The sequence below is a fragment of the Burkholderia sp. NFPP32 genome (assembly GCF_900119325.1).
GTDB lineage: Bacteria > Pseudomonadota > Gammaproteobacteria > Burkholderiales > Burkholderiaceae > Burkholderia > Burkholderia pyrrocinia_C.
Map to the genome: position 1 here is coordinate 103899 of NZ_FPJP01000011.1, position 17703 is coordinate 121601.

The following is a 17703-nucleotide window of genomic DNA, read 5'->3' on the forward strand; positions in this document are numbered from 1 at the left end:
GGCGCGTTGCCCATGCCCTTCAGGTAATCCGAACCCTCCCCGCTAAAACTGTTCGAATCCTTGCGCCCGCCCGCGTAGCCGATCGATGCGGACACGAACATGCCGCGCGGCGATGTATGGCGGTAGCCTGCCCCGCCTGTGGAGCTGATGAAGAAGCCGTTTCAAAATTCCCATGAGGGGACGACGGCAATCCGGGGACGCACGGATCCCCAAGACAGTGGCCTGGCCTCGTGGATATCAACGAGACGGTCGAGCCCGGACGTGTGCCGTGAACGCGAAGATCAGGATCGCGGATCGAGCCAGTCCCGGACGAGCCGGGCAACCTGCCTCCGGCGCTCGATCATCACCATATGCCCTTCGCCTGGCAGCGCATGATGAGTGACCGACGGCACCCACGCGGACGTTTCGCGCGCTGCGTCGGCGAAGATCGGGTCGGCGGTGCCGCCGACGATCAACGTATCTGCGCGGATCTGGCGGGGCCACGGCGAACCGTCGTGTGCGTCGTCACGCAACGCGCGCAGGGTGCGGACTATGACGTGTCCTGCGTTGACCGACGACGCGACGCTGCGGCGTCGACCGAGCAACGCTGCGCGCAGAAGCAGGTTGCGCCAGCCGGCGCGGAAGCATCCCGACATCGTATCGAGCAGGCGTACGAACTCGGAGCGGGTCGCGTGAATGATTTGCTGCTCGACCAGCCGGCAGCCGCCCGGAGCCAGGCGATGCGCACTCGAGATCAGCACGAGTCGCGAGACGAGTTCCGGATGGGCGGCCGCAAGGCGAGCCGCGACGACGCCTCCGAACGAGATGCCGATGAGCGTCGTGCACTGCCAATGCGCGGCGATCCCGCGCGCGATATGCGCGACGATGTCGGCGATCCGGTATTGCGCGCCGGGCTTGTCAGGATATCCGAGCAGTACGAACGGCGTGTCGGGCGGCAGGATGCCGGCAACGCGGCGCAGGTCGCGGCGCAGCCGACGCGGGGTCGCCTTCGAGACGAAGGCTTGTCCGCCATTCAGTACGACGACCGCTGGCGGTCCGTTACCCACCTGCGCGGCCAGGATACCGCCGTCCAGCCGCATCGCTCGAACGGGACGAGCACCGATCCGGAACTCGTTCAGTTCGTCAGGTATGGAGTTCATGCGCTTCCTCCGATGAAAAGACGCCAGCATGAACCCTGACGTCCACGTGAGGGTCAAGCGCCAGACTCATCGTTACCGTCGTCGGCAATGACGGCTCCCTGACGTTGCAGCCATGCGAATACGTCGGAATCGATCGGATGGCCGGCTTGCAGAATGGGCTCGTCACGCAGTGCCTGTTGCAGCTTGCGGCGTAGCGCGACGTCGCCGCGCGTCGTTCGTTCGAGCAGCGAGTGCCAGCGGCTCGCGAGCGAGGCGTGATCTCCATTGTCGGCGCCGCAAGCGATCGCCCGTCTGATGTCTGCACCGAGCGTGATCCATTCGGCCGACAGCGTCTTGTCGAGGCGCTGGAGTTCGTCCTCCGTCAGGTGGCGCCGCCAGGCCGCCAGATGCAGACGGGTCGCCTGTTCGATGTAGGCGATCAGCGTGTGATCGAGCCCTGCATGGTCGGGAGCCGGCGCCGCGCCGACATGCAATTGCCGCCAGCGCCGCGTGATACCGATGTCGCCGTCCATCCATTTCATCGCGGCGGCAAGCCAGCGATACGCGAGCTTTTGCGCTTCGCGGGAGTCGGGCGGGACATGCCGATCCATTGCGTCGCGCACGTCCGCAAACAATGCCGACAAGGCCGCTTCCATGTCCTTCCAACGCGCAAGGATCGTCGCAATTTCTGACGTGTTGAAGTGTTCCCGATACCGATCGAGCAACGCGAGCGTGTCCGGCCAATCCGCATCACGCCAGGTCATGCCTGAATCGGAGGCCGCTTGCAGCACCCCGAGCCGCTCGCTTAGCGTATTCAACCTTGTCAGTTCAGCGTCGATTGCGCGCCGGCTCTCGGCAATCACTTCCGCCAGGGCGATCTGCCGGTTGCGCAGCATCTGCGCGATCGCATCCAGTGTCAGTCCCAGACCACGCAGCGCCTGGATCGTCCTGATCGTCGACACGCTGGCTTCGTCGTACAACCGATAGCCTGATGTAGAGCGGCCGATCGGCTTCAGTAGACCTGTCTGATCGTAGTAGTGCAACGCGCGGACGGTAATGCAGCAACGTCGGGCAAGCATGCCAACCGTTAATGGCATAGAAATTCCGTCAACAATATGGAGTATGGCGGATAAGGAAGCGGGAATTGCTCAATGTCCGTGACTGCCGCGTTCCGGGCGAATTTCTGCTCCTGAACAAACAGCAACTGCTTTCAGACATTCGCTGGCGTAGGTTCCAGCGTAGCTTTCTGATTCCAGCCTCGTCACACAAAGCGCAAAGGCCTGCGCATCATTGGAGCGACGTTGGCAGGTGCGTCGGGGCGTTGAGCGCTCATGTGACCGGGAAAAGTTGTCTTGGCCGCCCGAGTTTACCAGCGGCCCGGACGTGCAAGCGCGAAGTTCGCCTTTCGGCCAGATGCCCGAGGTCACGACCGACTGAATCTGAAGCCGGAAGCAGCCGATCGCGTACGTCGTTAGCCGACCATCTCCGAGCACCCTTCCGCACCCGTCAAACCATCGTCTTCAACCACGCAAGCAGATCCGACTGCGCGCTTCCGGCCGTCACGGGTTCCGGCGTCAACAAGCAGTAGTGCGAGCCGTCTTCCACGAAGCCCATCGGCGCGACCAGCACACCGCTTTCCAGATCGTCGCGAACGAGATGCCAGGGGCCGATGGCAACCCCCAGCCCCGCGACAGCCGCCTGCAGACTGAAGTAGAAATGATCGAACATCTGCCGCCGCCCGTTCCCCGCCGGCCGATTCGCGGCCACCGCCCATTCCTTCCACGCGTCCGGCCTGGTCCACGTATGCAATTGCGGCGCATCCGGCTTCAACAAACAACCATCGCGGCCACTGGAAAACCACGCATCGACTTTGTCCGGCCGACAAACCGGCCCCACCCTCTCGGCAAACAAACGCTCGGCGTGAAAACCGGCCGGCCACGCAAAGTCATTCCGCCGGATAGCCATGTCGATGCCGCTGTCGAACGAAAACGGACCGCCCGCAGCGGCCAGGTGGATATCGACGCCCGCGTATCGGGCCTGGAAACCCGGCCAGCGCGGGATCAGCCAACGCATCAACAGCGTGGGCTCGCACGACAGAACCCAACGCCGCGCGCGGGCGGCCTCGGTGCGCAATTCGTGCGCGGCGTGACGCATCAGCCCCAGGCCGTCATGCACCGCCTGGGCCAGCTTGCGGCCCGCGTCGGTCAGGAACACACGGCGGCTGCGCCGCTGGAACAGCGCCACGCCCAGGTCGTCTTCGAGCAGACGCACCGCACGGCTGACCGCGCCGTGGGTCACGCACAGTTCGTCGGCGGCACGGCTGAAATTCTCGTGACGCGCCGCCGCCTCGAAACAGCGCAACGCCATCAGCGACGGCAGGTTTGTGCGAACGTGTTGTGAGTCAATCTCACCATTCTGGTCAGAAATCATCGCTTTTCCGGATGGAATACGGTCCCTAAGATTGTGCCACGACGACATCAATCGAAAGGACGACGCGATGACAGAACTGATAGTTGTATTCACCATCACGCTGCTGGCCGTCATCAGCCCCGGGCCGGACTTCGCGATGGTCACGCGCAACAGCCTGATGCTGTCGCGCCGATCGGGCCTGCTCACTGCGCTGGGCATCGGGCTCGGTGTGACGGTGCATGTGAGCTACACGCTGCTGGGCGTGGGCCTGCTGATCCGGCAATCGCCGTGGCTCTTCAATGCCGTCAAGCTCGTCGGCGCGATCTACCTGATCTACCTCGGCGCGAAGATGCTCATGACGAAGGCCAACACCGGGCAACCCGACGCAAATGTGGCGCCGCTGTCCGATCTGGCGGCGCTGCGCACCGGTTTCTTGACCAATGTGCTGAATCCCAAAACCACGGTATTCATCGTCAGCCTGTTCATGCAGGCAGTCCGGCCCGACACGCCATTGATCGTGCAGATCGGCTACGGCGCCTTCATCGCGTTCGCGCATGCCGGCTGGTTCAGTCTGGTGGCCGCCTGCTTCTCCGCCACGGCCGTCCGCGAGCGATTGCTGTCGCTGCGTCACTGGATCGACCGCACCTTCGGAGGCTTGCTCGTGGGCTTCGGCGTCGCGCTCGCCATCGCGCGCGGCGGCCGCTGATTCGTGTGTCCGGTCCGCGCTTCGAGGCGGCCGTCAGGCACGTTCCGCTGACGCGCCGGATGCGAAGCGCGGCTGCCTTATTCAGAACGCGCGCGCAATCGCGCGGGCTTCGTCGATCGCACGACTGCGATCGACCTTTCCGTCCGGACCGAACAACGTGCGCTCGACCACAATGCCGGTGATGTCTCTCACGCCCACGAATTTCAGCCAGGTTTCCATGTACGGGCGCTGAAGGTCGAACTCGGCGGCCGGCGTAAACGAACCCGGCGACTCGTAACTGAGCCCGCGCGCGTAGACGACCGCCGCCTTTTTCCCGGCCAGCTTGCCGGCAAAACCCGAACCGTCGAACGTGAACAGCACGTCCTTCTGCGAGATCGCGTCGATCAGGTGCTTGAGTTTGTACGGAATACTGAAATTCCACAGCGGCACACCGAACAGGAACTTGTCCGCTTCATGGAACGGCGCCGCGAGCTGCTCGATCTGCTGCCACGCCGCGGCCTGTTCCGGCGTCAACGCGGTTCCGCTCAATCCGGCGTATTTCGCGGCCAGCGCGGCTGCGTCGAACTCGGGCATCGCCAGATCCCAGATGTCGAGCTTCCGGATCTCGTGATCGGGATGTGCGTGCCGGTATGCATCGAGAAATGCCTGACACACTTCGATGGACGCCGAATATGCCTTGTTGGGTGAACCTTCGATATAGAGCACGCGTGTCATGGAGCCTGTCCTCGCCAAGAGCGACGGCGACGCGCGGGATGCGCGGCCGCCCACTACGATCCGCAGACTATCGAATCGGCCTATAATTTTGAAACGCTATTAATTGATTAAATTGACCCGATCTGGTGATCAATGAGCCATCCCCTCGACACGGCGCTGCTTCATACGTTTGTGGCGGTCGCCGACATGCGGAGCTTTACCGGCGCCGGTCGCAGACTGAATCTCAGCCAATCCGCGGTCAGCGCCCAGGTCGTTCGTCTTGAAGAGCAGGTCGGCCGTGCGCTGCTCGTGCGCAATACGCGCAGCGTCACGCTCACCGCGCATGGCGAGACGCTGCTCGGATACGCTCGCGCGATGCTCAATCTGAGCGAGGAAGCCCGGTCCAGGCTGGGGCCCGGCAACGCAGTCGAGATCAAGCTGCGTATCGGCGCTTCGGAGGATTTCGCGGGAGGCTGGCTACCCGATGCGATGCGCCGCTACAGCGCCGCGCGACGTGGCTTGCGGCTCGATCTGACGGTCGACATCGGCGACAGTTTGTTTCGACGGCACGCAAACGGCGAATTCGATCTCGTGATCGGCAGCCGGTGTGCGCACTCGGGCCAGGGCGCGACGTTGTGGCAGGAACCGCTCGTCTGGGCATTTGCGCGCCACGAGCCGCTTCCGGAAGGCGATGTCCCGCTCGCATGCTTTCCCGATCCGTGTCCGTACCGAGGCGCCGCCATCAAGGCGCTCGCGCTGGCCGGCATGCGCTATCGGATCGCATGCGAAAGCCCGAGCGTCACCGGCATCCTCACGTTCGCGCGCGCCGGTATCGCGATCGCACCGGTGCCACGCAGTGCGATCGACGACACGCTTCGCGAACTGGCCGGGCCCGAAGGGTTGCCGGAACTGCCGGACACGGAATTCGTGATGATGCATGACGCCCGGATGCCGGCCGCCGTCGAATTCGCCGCGACGATTTCAGATGAAGCGGCGGTTCGCACGGGGGCAGGCAAGCGCAACCGGCCGTAGCGAGCTTCCTTCGCGCCTGATGCGCAGGCCGGCGCCGCGAAGAAGGTGCCCTATAACGCCGAGCGGCAGATGGAACAGCGGGGCGCGCTACAGGCCGGTGCGTTCCGCCAGTTCCCCGATCGTCATAATTCCGGGACTCCCCGGCCGGACCGCAGCCGACCATTCGACCCGCCGCGACAGTAAGTTTTCTCCTCACATTGATTCGCAATCCGATCTGCATAGCGGACAGGAATCGCGCTCAAATCACCTCGAAACGCAACCCCGCGTGGCGAACCAGACGCTCGACAAAACGCTCGTCGAACATCGTCGCGGGCGTCCAGAAACCGCCGCCGCGCCCGGTCTTGATGCCGTCCCTGCCGCAATCCAGCGCAAGACTGATCGCGGCCTGGCCCAGCATCTTGCCGGTGGAGCCGTAACCCGGATCGCGGTCGCCGGTGACTTTTACGCGCAAGCTTCGCCCGTCGTCGGTGCGGCCGAAGAAACGCAAGTCGTAGCGGCCGGCCAGTTGAGCCGCGGCACTCGGACCCTCACCGGGTTTCGGCAGCAGGAAGCGCTCCATCAGGCTGCGCACCGGCTTGATGACGACGCCCACCATGAACGCACCCAGGCCCGCCACCATCGTCAGCGCGGTCAGACGGCCCTTGAGGCCCGTGCCGGTCATGACGGCTTCGTCATAAGTGAACCGGCTGCCGTACGCATTGCCCGCGAGCGCATTGGAGCGATGCACGACACGCTCGTTGACCGCCGCCATCACGAAGGGCGCGATCCACGCGTCGCAGTCGCGATCGAATTCGGCCGATCGAACCGCATGCTGCCGCACCGTAAAGCCATGCCCTTTCGGGCACAGCGAATACGGATCGAGCAGTTCCCTGCGCAACGCGGGATCGGCCGCGGCTTCCCGGACGACGTTGATCATGCTCGCCACGGTACCGCCCGACGCGCCGCCCTTCAGTGTTCGGACGCGCATCTTCACCTGCCCGGCCGGCATGCCCCACTGTTGCATTGCCTGTTGCTGCAGGAAGAACACGCCCATGTCCGACGGAACCGAATCGAACCCGCAGCAATGGACGATGCGCGCGCCCGATTGCCGGGCCGCGGGCTCGTATTTTTCGATCATCCGCTTGATCCACTGCGTCTCGCCGGTAAGGTCGCAGTAGTCGGTGCCGGTTTCCGCGCAGACCCTGACCAGCGGCTCGCCGTAAAGCGCGTAGGGTCCGACAGTCGATACGACCACCCGCGTTTGCGCACAGAGCGCCCGCAATTGCGCTTCGTCGGCCGCGTCGGCCACGATGATCGGCACCGACCGTCCCGCCGCGCCGAGCGAATCCCTGACCTGCCCGAGCTTCGTTTCGGAACGGCCGGCAATGGCCCAGCGCAGCGTCTCGCCGGCGCCCGACAGGTATTCGGACAGGTAGCGGGTCAGAATCCGCCCGACGAAACTGGTCGCGCCGAATACGACGAGATCGTGCGTCGGCTGGGTCATGGACGGCTCCTTCGGCGCGGGCGTGTCGCGAGCGTCCGTGCCGTGAACGTAGCTTTCCGGGTTCATCGATGGCCTTCAAAGGCGTCGGCAGGTTCAGGACCAGTTGCGCGTCTTTTACCACATCGAGACGCATGATGGTGGATGCGCCGAGCCCGTCGAGCAGTTGGCTCAGCGGGCCGCCGTGCCGCACCAGCTCGACATCGCGCGGCAACAGGCGCTGGGCGAACGATAGCGTATTGGTCTGCACCGAGGTCTGGTGCCATTCGCCGTCGATGCGATTGATCATCGTCGTCATGCTCATCCGCGACTGGGACGCGACGTTGATCAGCGCAGGCAGCGGCACGCTCAGGCTCAGAAGTGAAGTATCGAAGCTGGCGAGGGGCGTCCCGCCGCGAACTCGAACCGCTCGGCCTGGTGCTCAAGGGCGGCGCCTGGTATCTGATTGCCAAGGTCGTGGGCAAACCGGGCGCACTCACCTTCCGGCTGGCGAATATCTGCGAATTCAGCGCGACGCGGCGCCGTTTCAAGCGCCCTGCGCGATTCGATCTGGCGCAGCACTGGCGTGACGCAATGAGCCGGTACGAGACCGATATTTACCGGCTGACCGCTCATATCGCCGTCTCGCCGCGCGGCGAGACCTGGCTGGCCAATGCGCGGATCAAGACCGCGCCGGTTTTGCAGGAGGCCGGCAACGCGGAGGTGTCGTCAGGATGGAAGGCGTTCCTGATCCCCATCGAATCCATCGAGCACGGCGCGCGGAAGCTGCTGGGGTACGGCGCGCATCTGAAGATCCTCGGGCCGCAAGCGCTCAAGGATCAACTCATCGAAGAGTTGTCGCAGTTGAAGACGCTCTATCAATCGGGCGGCGATTGAAGCGTCGCCTTTGGCGTCGATGCACCGCGTATGCCGTATCGAACCGTGTTTGCCGGCCAATAACGGTATCTGAGGCCACCGTCGGCACAATCAAATCTCGTCGGCAAACTCGTCGAGAAAGCGGCGCAAGCGATCGTGGCGGATGTTCGCCAAACGGGCACCGGCAGCGGTCTGAAAACCCGACGCCAGCTTCAGCAGTTTCGTGTGAAAGTGATCGATCGCGAATCGCGTGTCGTCGAGCTCGCGTGCCGATGCGTGCGGATCGGCCGGGTCATACAGCGCACTGCCCATCCGGCCGGCGACATAAAAACAACGTGCGACACCCAGCATGCCGATCGCATCGAGCCGGTCGGCATCCTGCAGCGTTTTTGCTTCGAGCGTCATCGGCGTAACACCGGCCGAAAAACTATGTGCTTCGACCGCATGCGCGACAGCGTCGATCTTCGCGTCCGGCCAATCCAGCGACTTCAGCACCAACCTGGCCTGTTCCGCCGACAGACGCGACGCCTGCGGCCGAAGCGGAGAGTTTTTCTCTACCGACATGCAATCGTGCAGCAGCGTTGCCGCAAACAGCACTTCGGCATCTCCGCCCTCCTCGGCATGGATCGCCGCCGCGTTCTTCCACACGCGTTGCAGATGCGAAGTGTCATGGGAGCCGTCGCCGTTGGCGTCGTTCCAGTGAGCCAGCAGGGTCTCGGCCAAATCCTGAAAGGGGGCATACGCAGATGTCGTCACGGGTGCGAGCGATGAAAGACTGAATGCCGATTATCGCCGCAAGCGCGACACGGCACACGATCCGCGGTCCATGCGAGTGCATAAAGCAAGCCGTTCCCTCCGGCGGAACCCGATTGGCTTATAGTGCGGAGTGCCCATTCGACGAGGAGATCCGCAATGAAACTGCAGGCCAACGGTCCGTTTGAAGTGAAGCTGAATCCAGAATCGCTGAGTAGCGTCGCGGAAAACACCGGACTCGGCCGCATGTCGCTCGACAAGCAATTTCGCGGCGACCTGGAAGCCATCAGCCACGGCGAGATGCTCGCGTTTCGAAGCAGCGTTCAAGGCTCCGCGGGCTACGTTGCGATGGAAGCCGTGCAAGGCACGCTGGGTGGCCGCCAAGGCAGCTTTGTCCTGCAGCACAGCTCCACCATGACCCGTGGGCAGCCGAAGCAATCGATCACCGTCGTGCCCGATTCCGGAGCGGGAGAATTGCTGGGGCTCTCAGGCTCGATGATCATCAACATAGATAACGGCCAGCATTCGTACACCTTCGACTACGAGTTGCCCGAATCGCCGCAGTGAATCGACATGCAAAGGTACCGCTAGACGATGACGCACTCCAGCCTCTCGCGCGCCGTACGGAAAGCAGCGGCCTGAGTCTTCAGCACGTCGCGAAAGCAATCGACATCGACAACCCGGCTGCGGTCGCAAGCGTCAGCACGTCATGCGACTGCCTCGTCGCGCAGACGGAACTGCGCGACCGCCGCGCTCAGCCGTGAACCCTGCTCGTCGAGCGACAGCGCCGCGGCCGCCGCTTCCTCGACCAGCGCGGCATTGCGTTGCATCGTCTGCTCCATCTGGATGACCGCGGCGTTCACCTGCTCGATGCCCGACGACTGTTCCTCGAAGGCGTTGCTCGTTTCGCTCATGATCGCGTTCACGCGCTCGACCGCGGCGACGAGTTCGGCCATCGCCGAGCCGGCCAGCGTGACGAGGCCGCTGCCGTCTTCGACCCGTCGCGCGGAATTGCCGATCAGATCCTTGATTTCCTTCGCCGCCGACGCGCAACGCTGCGCAAGCCCGCGAACTTCCGTTGCGACGACCGCGAAACCGCGCCCCTGCTCGCCGGCACGAGCGGCTTCGACGGCAGCGTTCAACGCGAGGATGTTCGTCTGGAACGCGATGCTCTCGATCACGCCGACGATGCCGGAGATCCGCGCGGAGCTGTGCGAAATCTCGGACATCGTCTCAACGACGCGCCGCATCGTGTCGCCGCCGCGCGACGCGATGCCGGCCGCGCCCTCGACGTAAGTGCGGGCATCGCGTGCGTTGTCCGCATTCTGGCGCACGGCCGCCGTCAGTTGCTCGACGCTCGCCGCCGCCTGCTGCAGCGATACGGCCTGTTGCTCGGTACGCGCGGACAGGTCGACGTTGCCGCTCGCGATCGTGCGAACGTCGCCGACGATCGTCTCCGTGCTCGCACGCACCTGGTTCACGGTGTCGACGAGGCCGTCCTGCATCCGCTTCAGCGCATTCAGCAGATAAGCCATTTCGTTTGCGCCGGGAATGACGACCGTTCCGGTCAGGTCGCCTTTCGAAATCTTTTCGAATTGATCGACCGCGAGATTGATCGGCTCGATGATCGCCTTCGCGAGCACGCGCTGCGCAAAGAAGCCGACGACGAGCGCAAGCACCGCGACCGCCGCCATCCCCCACACGATCCGGTGGAAATTGACACCGGCTGCATCGTAGCGGGCTTTTTCGCGTGCGACCTGGAACGATTCGAGCGCGTCGATCGCATCCTGGTACGCAGCGAACAGCGCCGCTGGCGCCGTACGCTGCGTATCGAGGAAGTTGAACGCGTCGTCGCCGTCGAGCTGCGACAGCGCCTTCAGGAACACGCGCTCGAGCAGCGCGCGGCGGCGGTTCTGCAGCGTGTCGAACAGCGCCTGCTCATTGGCGTCGCGCACATGCAGGCGCGTGTAGGCGTCCAGTTCGTCGTTGCTCTGCTTGAGGAGCACGTGCAGCTGCGCGATTTCCGCTTTGCCCGACTGGCCCGCGCTGATGATCTGCGCGACGTCGCTCATGCGTTCGCGCAGCACGAGCATCCGCTCGGAGCTGGTCTTCAGGTGCAGCAGCGACGCGGTGTCGTCGCGGTACATCGCCTCGAGCGAGCCATTGCTCACGTAGAGGCCGGCGATGCATGCGCCGACCACCAGCACGAGCAGCACGGTATAGCCGGCGATGGTCGCGACGAGTCCGCCACGGATGGTGAATTGTTTTCGCATGACGTTCCCTTGCGCCAACCACGCGCGGCCGGCGGCGGATGTGGATTCCGGATCACGAAAGACGAGCGCTGCATCGCAACACGCGGCGCGTGGGCTACGAACGGGTTAACGGCGGGGTCGGCGGGAAGGTTTTATCTGCACGCGACGCGAATCTTGACGATTGCGACAAATGGGGCGCGGAAGAGGCGTGCGGCCGGTGCGTTCGCTGTCGAGCGAAGCGGTGCTGGCGGGGCGCCGTGGGCGGAATTCGGGCAACTGCGGACGGAAAGCGGAACCCTCGGAGCGCGCGCTGCACCGCTGCCATCGGCTATCCGTCGTTGGCCAGCCTCGAACGAATCTCGTCAACCGGGAAGTCGCGCTGGTGCGTGGCAATCTGCCATGTGTTTCCCCATGGATCCTTCACCATCGCGCGCCTGTCGCCGTACGGCATGTCGGCCGGAACTTCGAGCGAGATCGCATGCGCTGCAATCGCTCGCCGATAGGTCGAATCGGCATCCTCGACGTAGACGTACAGAAACGCCGGCATCGGATCGCGCAGGCCGTCTCCGCCGCTGATCATCACGACGGAATCGCCGATCCGGATTTCGGCAGGCAGCCCGGCGCGGAATTCGCCCAGTGCGCGAAACACCGTCCGGATGAATTCGATCAGGTTCTCCGGATCCCGGACGACGATTCGAGGCGTGATGGTATGCCATCCATCGGGCTGAAATTTGGTCATGTCGCGCTGCCTCCGACGAGATTTCCCGGGGTATTGTCCTCCCGGCGCCGAAGGTCTGCAAAGGGAGAGGCAACGGCCGATTGCGTCTGTCGGCAACCGGCATGGTTCAGTCGCCTGTCGGTTCCACGATCTTGCGAAATAAGCATTCCTATTCGTGCCGCCTCGACTTTTCCTGATTCTCGTTACCGCGCCAGATTCGATCACGGATGGCCAGGCAAGCCTCCGGCCTCGTTTCGGGCAGTTGGCGGCGATCGACGTCGATCTTGTTGACCATCGATGTGCACGGTGCAATCGGCGCGGTAACCGCTAGAATTGCGGTTTTAGCCCGGAATACGCCCATGTCTTTTGCCTCGCTTGGCCTGATCGAGCCCTTGCTGCGTAATGTGCAGGACCTCAATTACCAGACACCTACGCCGGTGCAGGCCAAGGCGATTCCTGCCGTGCTCGGTGGCAAGGACGTCATGGCCGCGGCACAGACCGGCACCGGCAAGACGGCGGGGTTTGCGCTTCCGCTGTTGCAACGGCTGGTGCAACACGGCCCGGCGGTATCCAGCAACCGCGCACGTGTTCTGGTGCTGGTGCCCACGCGAGAACTGGCCGAACAAGTGCTGCAAAGCTTTGTCGATTACGGCAAAGGCCTCGATTTACGATTTCTGGCCGCCTACGGCGGTGTGAGTATCAACCCGCAGATGATGAAGTTGCGCAAAGGCGTGGATGTGCTCGTTGCCACGCCGGGCCGTTTGCTGGATCTCAATCGCCAGAACGCCGTGCAGTTCGATCAAGTACAAACGCTGGTGCTGGACGAAGCCGACCGCATGCTGGATCTGGGCTTTGCGCGCGAACTCGACACCGTCTTTGCCGCGTTGCCCGCTCGGCGCCAGACTCTGCTGTTCTCTGCCACGTTTACCGACGATATCCGTGCCATGGCGGCGGGCATTCTGCGCAGCCCGGTCAATATCAGCGTCAGCCCGCCCAATGCCACGGCCAGCAAGATCAAGCAGTGGGTGGTGCCGGTGGATAAAAGGAACAAGCCCGACCTCTTCATGCACCTTGTGGCCGAGAACAACTGGGAGCACGCGCTGGTGTTCGTCAAGACCCGCAAAGGCGTGGATTACCTGGCGGCCATGCTGGATGAAGCGGGCTATGCGATCGACACCATCCATGGCGACAAACCGCAACCCGCGCGCCTGCGTGCGCTGGAACGCTTCAAGACGGGCGAAGTCAATATGCTGGTCGCCACCGATGTGGCTGCGCGCGGGCTGGATATCGACGACCTGCCGCTGGTGATCAACGTTGATCTGCCGATCGTGGCGCAAGACTATGTGCACCGTATCGGCCGTACCGGCCGCGCGGGCGCCAGCGGCGTGGCGGTGTCCCTGGTGTGTGCCGATGAAGCGCCGCAACTGGCCGCGATCGAAGCGCTGATCCGGCAAACGCTGCCTCGTGAAGAAGAGCCGGGTTTCGAAGCCGAACACCGCGTGCCGGAAACCAGCGCAACGGGGCAGATCATCAAGAAACCCAAAAAGCCCAAGAAGCCCAAAGTGCCGCAAGCTGCGTCGGGCGCCCTGCAGGCGCCCGGCAAAAAACCGCGCCCGCAAGGTGGCGAAAACAAGCACAAGCCGGCGGCGCAGCGTGCTGTAGCCGCGGGGAAAGGCACGAGTTCGTCGAGCGGCAACCCATTCAGCGCTCAGAAGCCACGCAGCAAACCCGCCAGCAAACCGGCTGCGGGTTCACGCAAGCCGGCTGGCAAACTCGCTGGCGGCCGCGGCAAACGTCAACCCTGATTCGTTGGGATGAGTCACGCCAGCCTCGCAACAGGCCGGCGGTTTGCGGCCCCCGCCGGCAGGCAGCAGCGCGGCTTCGGCGCGCATCGGGTTGGCGGGTAACGGCGCACTGAATCCAGGATTCGCAACAACTTCGGGGCCGAACGGACGTTGAAATCGTGCGCAGCGAGCGCCCGATCGAGGTCGTCTCCGGCGAATGTGCCCGCTTCTCACACGAAAGCCGTCATTTGATCGGCATCGCGAACTACCGCTTAGGGTCGTTCGGAATCACCGACCGGCTTACGCTCCGCCTAACCCGCGCGCCATGCCACGCATGGCGCGCAGCCACGCAGGGCCACATCGCTTCACCCGCAAAACGGACCGCCCGGCAACACAGTTACAAGATAATTATTGACGCTGGCACTACCCGGCGGTTAGTGTGTGCATCGAAGTTCAAGAAGTTCGATTGCTGTTCATCAATTGCTCGCTCCTCGGCGGTATTCGTTGTCCTCTCCCTCCTTGACGCTTCACGCGCTCTTCAACAGAGCAAATCTCCGTATTTTTTTCTCAAGGATTCTTCATGGATACCGGTATCGTCAAGTGGTTCAACGACAGCAAAGGCTTTGGCTTCATCACTCCGGACAAGGGCGGCGACGACCTGTTCGCTCATTTCTCCGAAATTCGGACCGACGGCTTCAAGACGCTGGCTGAAAATCAGAAGGTGAGCTTCGAAACGAAGCAAGGCCCGAAGGGTCTGCAAGCGGCTAACATCCAGCCGCTGTAAAGTTTGAAGAACCCGGCCTCCCGAAACGGACGCCGGGTTGCAGCGACACCCTCGCGGAGCTTCGTCTCCCAAAGTTGGCGCGATCGCTCTTAGCTGCATCTGTTTATTCAGCAGCTTGCCAAGCGCCACACGCCTCGTTGCACTTCATTCTCCCCTCTGGCTGCAAGGCCCTTTTTTCGCTTTCCGACTGCTTCAGATTCAGCTCGCAATGGCTTTGAATCGGCGCACCCGTGCATATTTCGCACGGCACGCGCGCATTCGCACATCATTATTAAAATTAAAATGCAGAACAAACGAATTCAACAATACAACGGCTATGCCGTCCAACCCTCGGCGCATCGTTTGCCCGACGGTAGTTTTTCATCCAACCTGCTGCTCGAACACACCGATAGCTCGCGCGCCGAAGGCCGCTACCAGTTCTATTCGCTCGATTACTTCACGAGCGAAGCGCAGGCGCTGCAGCACTCGACACGCTGGGCACGCAACTGGGTCGACACGCGCGGTTAAGCGCAACGCCCCCGGTACCGGAAACCCAACGTATCCGAGGCACCGGGGCGCGCTCGACAAAGCGCGCCCAAACATCACTCGAGCGGATCGGAAGTCGACCTAAAGAATGCGGTCCAGCGCGCCGGCGAACCTTGCAACCGCGCCTTCGACGTCATGCAGTTTTTCCAGGCCGAACAGTCCGATGCGGAAGGTCTTGAAATCTTCAGGCTCGTCGCATTGCAGCGGAACGCCGGCCGCGATCTGCAAGCCGACATCGGCGAATTTCTTGCCGGATCGAATGCCGTCATCGTCCGTGTAGCAGACCACGACGCCCGGTGCCTGAAAACCTTCAGCCGCCACGCTCCTGAAACCCTTGTCTGCGAGCAGCGCACGAATGCGCTTGCCGAGCTCGAGCTGCTCCGCTCTCACCTTGTCGAAACCGTATGCGTCGGTTTCCTTGATCACATCGCGCAGCGTCGCGAGACTGTCCGTGGGCATCGTCGCGTGGTACGCGAACCCGCCGTTCTCGTACGCCTCCATGATCTGCAGCCATTTGCGAAGATCGCACGCGAAACTGGTGCTGGTCGTCGCATCGATTCTTTCGCGGGCGAGCGGGCTGAGCATGACCAGTGCGCAGCAGGGTGGCGCACTCCAGCCCTTTTGCGGCGCGCTGATCAGGACATCGACGCCGCTGGCCTGCATGTCGACCCAGACCGTACCGGAGGCGATGCAATCCAGTACGAACATGCCGCCGACGGCATGCACGGCGTCGGATACCGCGCGCAAATACGCATCGGGCAACATCATCCCGGATGCGGTTTCGACGTGCGGCGCAAAGACCAGATCCGGCTTGTGCTCCCTGATCGCGGCGACCACCTCGTCGATCGGGGCCGGTGCATAGGCGGCCTGCCTTCCCTGTTCGACCGGGCGTGCCTTCAGCACCGTCGTCTCGGACGGAATGCTGCCCATGTCGAAAATCTCCGACCAGCGGAAACTGAACCAGCCGTTGCGGATGACCACACACTTCTTGTTCGTCGCGAACTGCCGGGCGACGGCTTCCATGCCGAACGTCCCGCTGCCCGGGACGACGACGGCCGACTTCGCGTTGTAGACCTGTTTCAGCGAAGCGGAAATGTCATGCATGACGCCCTGAAAAAGCTGCGACATATGATTGATCGATCGGTCGGTGTAGACCACGGAATATTCGAGGAGCCCGTCGCGGTCGACATCGGGAAGCAAGCCTGGCATGGTCGTCTCCGGTAATAGATGAGCAATGGCGTCGGGGCGAGCCGTATCCGTGACGGGGTACAGCTGCACCGATGCAAATTCGTTTTTTTTCTCGACGAAAGCCGATTCTAACGAAGGCCGCCCGCAACCTGGCGCATATTTTGTCTGGTCTCGCGCGCACGCTTGAAGTTGCGCGGCGGCGGCCGGAGCGAAGCGCCGGCGGGCTGCGAAACGGCGCGCCCCCATGCGCGCGCAGCGACGGTATTGAACGGGAGATCGAGAACCACCGGGACGCCGGCCTGCAACACGGCGCGGACGTGATCGGCGATCACATCCTTGATGCGCGTTGCACATCGGACATAGTCGTCGATCGACAGAATCTCGCCCGGATAGAGGCGAGCAAGCCAATCGTCTTCGCTGATCGGGATGGTCCGCTCGGCGCTTGCGTGCGTCGCGGTCAGCGTCGATTTTCCGGACGCGATCTTGCCGCATACCATGTGCAGCGTGACCGCATCGTTCGATGCCGTCGCGCGATGCGTCGTTTCAGTCTGCCTTTCCAGGCTCTCCATCGATTGCCCGGAAAGCAAAAAACCCGCCTTTCGAGCGGGTTGTGATGACATGCATTCAGTCGATGGCTACCTCGCCGGCAAGATTGCGGCGCGTCCACGTCACGCCGCCCCGCCACTCTCCTTCGGAAACACCCCCTTGCTCATTGCATCCAGCTGCCGGACGATCTCCGAACGCAACTCGGCCGATACCTCGACGCTGTCGAGCAATTCCGAAATCCACAGCCCGTCGGCCGCGAGCCGGCAGATCATCAGCGTCGCCGCCCGCTCCAGCGGCACGGGATCGGGCCGCGTCCATTCCCGCATCGGCACCGACCATCGCGCGCGCGTCTCCTGCTCGGTAATCATCGACGCGACCAGCACGCGCAGCACATCGGTACTCGCCGCCGGATTGGCCGCGTCGAGCACCGCGTGCAGATAGGCCCGCGCCGCCGCGCCGTCGCCGCCGGGATCCGCCGCCGTCCGCGCGGCCATTTGCGCGGCGAACCGCTCGGTCGCCTGCCCGAACAGCGCATCCAGCAGCCCTTGCTTGTTCGCGAAGTGATATTGCAGCGCGCCTTTCGTCACGCCGGCACGCTCGGCCACCGCATCGAGCGTCAACGCCGCAACGCCGTGATGCGTCGCAATCTCGGATGCCGCCGCCAGCAATTGCGCGCGCACCTGATCCGGCGCTTTTTTCCGCCGCACGCCGGCAGCGGCGGCAGCCACCGGCACCGATGATCCTTCGGATGCCCGCACAGCGGCCGTTCCAGCCGGTTCGACAGGCGCGGACACGTCGTGCGGCGCAGGTTCAAGGCGTTTTTTCATGGTGCGGATGTTAGCACCCGAGGGTCTCGATAT

At 63.3% G+C, this 17703-nt stretch carries 18 protein-coding genes and 1 pseudogene; 7 read left to right on the plus strand and 12 right to left on the minus strand.

What is annotated here, in order from left to right; all coding sequences use genetic code 11:
• Window positions 1-281 precede the first annotated feature (281 nt).
• From BT264_RS20990 to BT264_RS21000, 3 genes are all read right to left on the minus strand, one after another.
• Window positions 282-1196, minus strand: coding sequence for an alpha/beta fold hydrolase (locus BT264_RS20990; protein ID WP_143155755.1), 915 nt, complete (start codon window positions 1194-1196; stop codon window positions 282-284).
• Entirely contained in the window at window positions 1193-2215 is a 1023-nt protein-coding gene (locus tag BT264_RS20995) for a MerR family transcriptional regulator (RefSeq protein ID WP_083534142.1), read from the minus strand. The genes BT264_RS20990 and BT264_RS20995 overlap by 4 nt, the downstream gene beginning before the upstream one ends.
• Window positions 2216-2624: 409 nt before the next feature.
• On the minus strand, window positions 2625-3548 hold the full coding sequence (locus BT264_RS21000) for a LysR family transcriptional regulator (RefSeq protein WP_072440491.1): 924 nt from the start codon (window positions 3546-3548) through the stop codon (window positions 2625-2627).
• Between the two features lie 67 nt (window positions 3549-3615).
• Here BT264_RS21000 and BT264_RS21005 point away from each other — a divergent pair, with 67 nt between their 5' ends.
• A complete protein-coding gene (locus BT264_RS21005) occupies window positions 3616-4233 on the plus strand; it encodes a LysE family translocator (RefSeq protein WP_072440658.1) in 618 nt (205 codons plus the stop codon).
• Between the two features lie 81 nt (window positions 4234-4314).
• Here the strand turns inward: BT264_RS21005 and BT264_RS21010 are convergent, their stop codons facing one another.
• A complete protein-coding gene (locus tag BT264_RS21010; protein WP_072440489.1) occupies window positions 4315-4947 on the minus strand; it encodes an FMN-dependent NADH-azoreductase in 633 nt (210 codons plus the stop codon).
• Window positions 4948-5079: 132 nt separating this feature from the next.
• Between BT264_RS21010 and BT264_RS21015 the strand changes: the two genes are divergently transcribed.
• Window positions 5080-5958: a LysR substrate-binding domain-containing protein gene (locus BT264_RS21015; RefSeq protein WP_072440488.1), complete on the plus strand. Its 879-nt coding sequence runs from the start codon at window positions 5080-5082 to the stop codon at window positions 5956-5958.
• 238 nt (window positions 5959-6196) lie between these two features.
• On the opposite strand, the gene BT264_RS21020 is transcribed toward BT264_RS21015, so the two are convergent.
• Entirely contained in the window at window positions 6197-7441 is a 1245-nt protein-coding gene (locus BT264_RS21020) for a saccharopine dehydrogenase family protein (RefSeq protein ID WP_072440656.1), read from the minus strand.
• Between the two features lie 52 nt (window positions 7442-7493).
• Window positions 7494-7796 (minus strand): annotated as a pseudogene (locus BT264_RS40065) (acetoacetate decarboxylase); the annotation flags it as partial.
• Window positions 7797-7798: 2 nt separating this feature from the next.
• Here BT264_RS40065 and BT264_RS21030 point away from each other — a divergent pair.
• The gene (locus BT264_RS21030; protein ID WP_072440485.1) at window positions 7799-8314 is read left to right on the plus strand and encodes a WYL domain-containing protein; all 516 of its coding nucleotides are present in this window, start codon (window positions 7799-7801) and stop codon (window positions 8312-8314) included.
• 90 nt (window positions 8315-8404) lie between these two features.
• Here BT264_RS21030 and BT264_RS21035 read toward each other — a convergent pair whose 3' ends face one another.
• The gene (locus BT264_RS21035; protein ID WP_072440483.1) at window positions 8405-9049 is read right to left on the minus strand and encodes an HD domain-containing protein; all 645 of its coding nucleotides are present in this window, start codon (window positions 9047-9049) and stop codon (window positions 8405-8407) included.
• Between the two features lie 156 nt (window positions 9050-9205).
• Between BT264_RS21035 and BT264_RS21040 the strand changes: the two genes are divergently transcribed.
• A complete protein-coding gene (locus BT264_RS21040; protein WP_072440481.1) occupies window positions 9206-9613 on the plus strand; it encodes a DUF3224 domain-containing protein in 408 nt (135 codons plus the stop codon).
• A 140-nt stretch (window positions 9614-9753) separates the two neighbouring features.
• Here BT264_RS21040 and BT264_RS21045 read toward each other — a convergent pair whose 3' ends face one another.
• Window positions 9754-11319: a methyl-accepting chemotaxis protein gene (locus tag BT264_RS21045; RefSeq protein ID WP_072440654.1), complete on the minus strand. Its 1566-nt coding sequence runs from the start codon at window positions 11317-11319 to the stop codon at window positions 9754-9756.
• Window positions 11320-11626: 307 nt separating this feature from the next.
• Window positions 11627-12037, minus strand: a complete 411-nt coding sequence (locus BT264_RS21050) for a VOC family protein (RefSeq protein ID WP_072440479.1) — start codon at window positions 12035-12037, stop codon at window positions 11627-11629.
• 338 nt (window positions 12038-12375) lie between these two features.
• Between BT264_RS21050 and BT264_RS21055 the strand changes: the two genes are divergently transcribed.
• The 3 genes from BT264_RS21055 to BT264_RS21065 all read left to right on the plus strand — a co-directional run bounded on the left by BT264_RS21055 (window position 12376) and on the right by BT264_RS21065 (window position 15091).
• On the plus strand, window positions 12376-13821 hold the full coding sequence (locus tag BT264_RS21055; RefSeq protein WP_072440477.1) for a DEAD/DEAH box helicase: 1446 nt from the start codon (window positions 12376-12378) through the stop codon (window positions 13819-13821).
• 559 nt (window positions 13822-14380) lie between these two features.
• Window positions 14381-14584, plus strand: coding sequence for a cold-shock protein (locus BT264_RS21060; RefSeq protein ID WP_027780910.1), 204 nt, complete (start codon window positions 14381-14383; stop codon window positions 14582-14584).
• A gap of 282 nt (window positions 14585-14866) precedes the next feature.
• A complete protein-coding gene (locus tag BT264_RS21065) occupies window positions 14867-15091 on the plus strand; it encodes a hypothetical protein (protein ID WP_072440475.1) in 225 nt (74 codons plus the stop codon).
• 99 nt (window positions 15092-15190) lie between these two features.
• Here BT264_RS21065 and BT264_RS21070 read toward each other — a convergent pair whose 3' ends face one another.
• From BT264_RS21070 to BT264_RS21080, 3 genes are all read right to left on the minus strand, one after another.
• On the minus strand, window positions 15191-16318 hold the full coding sequence (locus BT264_RS21070) for an aminotransferase class V-fold PLP-dependent enzyme (protein WP_072440473.1): 1128 nt from the start codon (window positions 16316-16318) through the stop codon (window positions 15191-15193).
• A 107-nt stretch (window positions 16319-16425) separates the two neighbouring features.
• A complete protein-coding gene (locus BT264_RS21075; protein WP_256260686.1) occupies window positions 16426-16917 on the minus strand; it encodes a P-loop nucleotide/nucleoside kinase family protein in 492 nt (163 codons plus the stop codon).
• A 48-nt stretch (window positions 16918-16965) separates the two neighbouring features.
• Window positions 16966-17670 carry a TetR/AcrR family transcriptional regulator gene (locus BT264_RS21080; RefSeq protein WP_072440471.1) on the minus strand — a complete coding sequence of 235 codons (705 nt, stop codon included), beginning with the start codon at window positions 17668-17670 and terminating at the stop codon, window positions 16966-16968.
• Window positions 17671-17703: the final 33 nt, after the last annotated feature.